The sequence below is a fragment of the Promicromonospora sp. NPDC050249 genome (assembly GCF_040656015.1).
Taxonomy (GTDB): domain Bacteria; phylum Actinomycetota; class Actinomycetes; order Actinomycetales; family Cellulomonadaceae; genus Promicromonospora.
The window spans coordinates 1-4433 of sequence record NZ_JBFAKY010000080.1; the positions used below are offsets into that span (position 1 = coordinate 1).

1 protein-coding gene is annotated in these 4433 nt (G+C 71.1%); it reads left to right on the top strand.

The genetic code is table 11. The annotated features are described in order from the left end of the window. The first annotated feature begins 311 nt into the window (after positions 1-311). Positions 312-4328, top strand: coding sequence for a LamG-like jellyroll fold domain-containing protein (locus tag AB0I32_RS27150; protein ID WP_357511821.1), 4017 nt, complete (start codon positions 312-314; stop codon positions 4326-4328). The last annotated feature ends 105 nt before the right edge of the window (positions 4329-4433 follow it).

A 4433-nucleotide genomic window follows, 5' to 3' on the forward strand; every position in this document is an offset into this window, starting at 1 on the left:
GTTGCTCTGAGATCGGTCAATCAAACGACCGATCTCAGAGCAACGGACCGATCTCACGGATCGAGGCCAGCAACCGACCGAACTCAAGGAGATGAAACCAGCAACGGACCGATCTCACGGATCGAGGTCAGCAACCGACCGAACTCAAGGAGCCGAACGCAGCAACCGACCGACCCGAAGCCCGGGCCAAGTGACCGGGCCACATCTGGTCCCCATGAACCCCGTCCCACTCATGAGCCCCGTCCCGCCCACGATCCCCGTCCCACCCATGAACCACGTTCCACCCTCGATGAGAAGGAAGGCACTCAACGATGAGCACAACACCTTCACGGCACAGCAGCTCGCGCAGCGGACCGCCAATCAGCGGACCAGCACCAGCACCTCGCCCCGGACCGGCATGGCGTAGGTCACGGCGCACCGCCGTCGCGGCGCTCGCGGCTCTGGCGCTCGCCGGCAGCACGGCCGGCGCGGCACTGGCGGCTCCGGCCAGCGGCGTCAGCACCGTCGGCACGGCGACCGCGCAGGAGCTCCCGGCGCCCGACCTGCACTACACGATGGACGACGTCGCGGGCGCCGTCGTCCCCGACTCCTCCGGGAACGGGCTAAACGGCGCGATCTCGGGCACCACGAGCGTGGTCGACGCCGAGGGCGGCGGCACAGCGCTCGACCTGCCCGGCGGGTCGGGCGGCGGCTACGTGACCATCCCGCGGGCGGCCCTGGAGGGCGCGACCGACGTCACCGTGTCGGCGCGCGTGCGCTGGGGCGGCACCGGCGGGGCGTGGCAGCGGGTCTTCGACCTCGGCACGGACACCTCGCGATACCTGTTCGCCACGCCGTCGAACGGTGACGGCCGCCTGCGCACCGCGCTCACGACGAACGGCGGGGGCGGCGAGGCGCAGACCAGCGGCTACGGCCCGCTGCGTGCCGACGACTGGGTGACGCTCACCGCCACCCTCGACACGGCCGCCGACCGGCTCACGACCTACCTGGACGGCGTGGCCGTCGGCAGCGCCCGGTCCACGGTGGCCGCCGGCGACCTGCTCACGGACGCCGCGCAGTCGGCCGGCTACATCGGCCGGTCGTTCTATCCTGATCCGCTCCTTGACGGCGCGATCGACGACTTCCGCCTGTACCGGGCGGCCCTGAGCGGGGACCAGGTGGCCCAGCTCGTGGAGGAGAGGCCAGACATGGTGGAGCTGACGAAGGACACGTTCGAGGTGCGCACGACGGTCGCCGCCGCGCCCGAGCTGCCCGAGGCGGTGCGCGCCGTCTTCACCGACGACTACGACCGCGACGTGCCGGTGACCTGGGACGAGATCGACCCGGCGCAGTACGCGCAGCCGGGGGAGTTCACGGTCGCGGGGGACGCCGCGGGCACGCCCGTGACCGCTACGGTCACGGTGCACCGGGGCGAGCTGCGGGTGGACCTCGGCTCCGAGACCGGGACGTTCCACGGCGGCGCCTCCGGCACCCTGTACGGCCTGTACGGCGACGGGCTGCCGAGCGACAACCTGATCGAGGGCATGGGCGTCCGTACCGTCTCGACCAAGGCGCAGGACGGCCCTCAGCACCCGGGTGCCGACGCGCTCGAGGTGGTGCGGCCCCTCGCCGACGCCACGGACGGCGACGTCTACATCTACATGACCGACATCCACCGCGGGTTCCCGTACGAGTGGCCGGGCGACACCCCGCAGGAGAAGCTCGACACGTTCGTCGACAAGATCGCCACCCAGGTCGACCAGGTGCTCGAGCTCCCGGAGGAGTACCAGGACAACGTCGTCTTCGTCCCGTTCAACGAGCCCGAGGGCAACATGTTCGGGACCGGGCAGTGGAGCTACGACCGCACGTCGTGGCTCGACGACCCGACCCACTACTTTGCCGCCTGGGACCGTGTGTACGCGCTGATCAAGGACCGGATGCCGGGGGCGCGCATCGCGGGCCCGAACACGAGCATTCTGTACAGCCAGGTCAAGGGCTTCCTCGAGCACGCCGTCGAGGCGGGGACCGTCCCCGACGTCATCACCTGGCACGAGCTGTCCCACCCGGAGAAGATCCGCGAGTCCGTGGCGACCTACCGCGACTGGGAGGCCGAGGTCTTCGCCGGCACCGACCTGGCCGGTACCAACCTGCCGATCAACATCAACGAGTACGCGTTCAACTACCACACCTCGGTCCCCGGCCAGATGATCCAGTGGATCTCGGCCATCGAGGACTCCAAGGTCGACGCCGACATCGCCTACTGGAACATCGACGGCAACCTCTCCGACTCCGCCGTCCAGTCCGACCGCGGCAACGGGCAGTGGTGGCTGTTCAACGCGTACGCCCAGATGAGCGGCAGCACGGTCAAGGTAACGCCGCCGTTCCCCGGCGAGAACTACACGCTGCAGGGTGTCTCCACCCTGGACACCGAGCGCGCCATGTCGCGCACCATCGTCGGCGGGGCCGACGGCGCAGCGCCCGTCGAGCTCGTCAACGTGCCCGGCGAGGTGTTCGGGGACGACGTCCGCGTCACGGTCCGGGAGATCCCATGGACCGGCCAGCTCGGCGACTCCGCCCAGCCGCGCCACCTCGCCGAGCTGACCCTCCCGGTCGCCGACGGCAAGGTAGCCGTGGAGTTCGACGGCGACCTGCTGCCGCTGCTCCGCGAGTCGTCCGCCTACGAGATCGTCGTGACGCCCGCGGGTGCCGGCGAGAGCACCAGCACCGCGCCGACGTCCTGGGAGGGCAGCTACGAGGCGGAGGACGCCACCTACACCGGGTCGGGCTACAGCCTCAACGGCCCGGAGGGTTCGCCGTCCGACGTCGCCAAGTTCTACACCTCCGGCGGGTACGACGTCGGCGGGCTGCGCACCGGCTCCGACGGCGTCCTGGACTTCCAGGTCACGGTGCCCGAGGACGGCACGTACGACCTCTCGGTCTTCGCCAACAGCGCCAACACGTACGAGGCGGTAGCCGAGCAGGGCCCGACCAACGTCTTCGTCCGGGTCGACGGCGCCGCCGAGCAGGAGCTCCACCTGCCGCTCGGCTACAAGTGGGTGGTCTGGGACCACGCCGACACGACGGTTGACCTCACAGCGGGTACGCACACCATCTCGCTCGCCGCACGGAGCCTCGACGGCACCGGCGTCACCCGGGGTGACGCGATCCTCGACCGGATCACGCTGGCCCTGCCGAACCCCGACGCAGGGACTGCCGTGTACGAGGCGGAGCACGCGACGCTCGACGGCGGGCGTGCGCTGTACGAGGCGCCCGGCGGCGTCGACCCGGCAACGGTCTCCGGTGCGGGCGGGGTCGAGCTGGCCGAGGGCGAGACCGCCACGTTCTGGGTGTACGGCGCCCGCGACGGCGAGGCGACCCTCGGCGTCGACACCCTCGGTGCCGGCACGGGCACGCTCACTGTCAACGGCCGCGAGGTCCTCGACCTCGGCCAGGGCCGGTCGGCACGGGCTCACGACGTGGCCGCCCACCTGACCGGAGGCGTGAACAAGGTGGTCGTCACGGGCGGCGCCGACGGCGTCGTCGTCGACCGGCTCACAGTGGCCCGGGGAACCGGGGCGCTCGCGGCGACGGAGTACCAGGCCGAGGACGCTGAGCTGGCCGGTTCGGCGAAGGTCGCCGACTTCTCGCTCGCCGAAGGCGGCAAGGCAGTGACGGACGTCGGCGGAGAGCCGGGCAACGGCAGCACCCTGACGTTCCAGGTCGAGGCCGGCCAGGCCGGCCCGCACGCCGTCGTCCTGCGGTACTCGAACCCGGAGCAGTCCCCGGCGTCGCACTACAACCCGGACCCGATCGCCCGCAGGGCGGACATCTCGGTGAACGGTGGCGCGTCCGCCCCGGTGCTCTTCCCGCACACGTTCCACGCGAACAACTTCTGGGAGAAGACGGTGGTGCTCGACCTGGAGGAGGGGGCGAACACCATCACGCTCAGCTCGGAGGAAGCACCGAACTTCGACGGCACCACCTACGCGTCCGACGTCTGGCCCGACTTCCCGCTGCGGTCGCGCTGGGCGCCGGTCGTCGACCGGATCACGGTGTCGCCGATCGCGGTGCCGCGGGTCCAGGCGGTCACGGAGGTGACCACCGAGGCGATCTGCCGCGGGCCGCGCGCGTTCCTCGCGGTCAGCACGCGGAACGTCTCGGACGAGCCGCTCGACGTGCGGATAGCGAGCGAGCTCGGGAAGCGGTCGACGACGGGCCTGGCGCCCGGTGACACCTGGCGCCAGACCTTCCCGACCCGTTCGTCGGTGCTCGCGGCCGGATCGGTGACGGTCACGGCGGCGGGCATCGCGACGGAGCACGCCTACGAGGGGATGACCTGCGGCTCGTAGAGCTGACCCTTCGCTGGTCGACCTGACCTGTCGTTGGTCGAGCTTGTCGAGACCGGGGTTGGAACACACCTACCCCCGGGGGGGCGAAGGGGGGGGGGGGGGCGT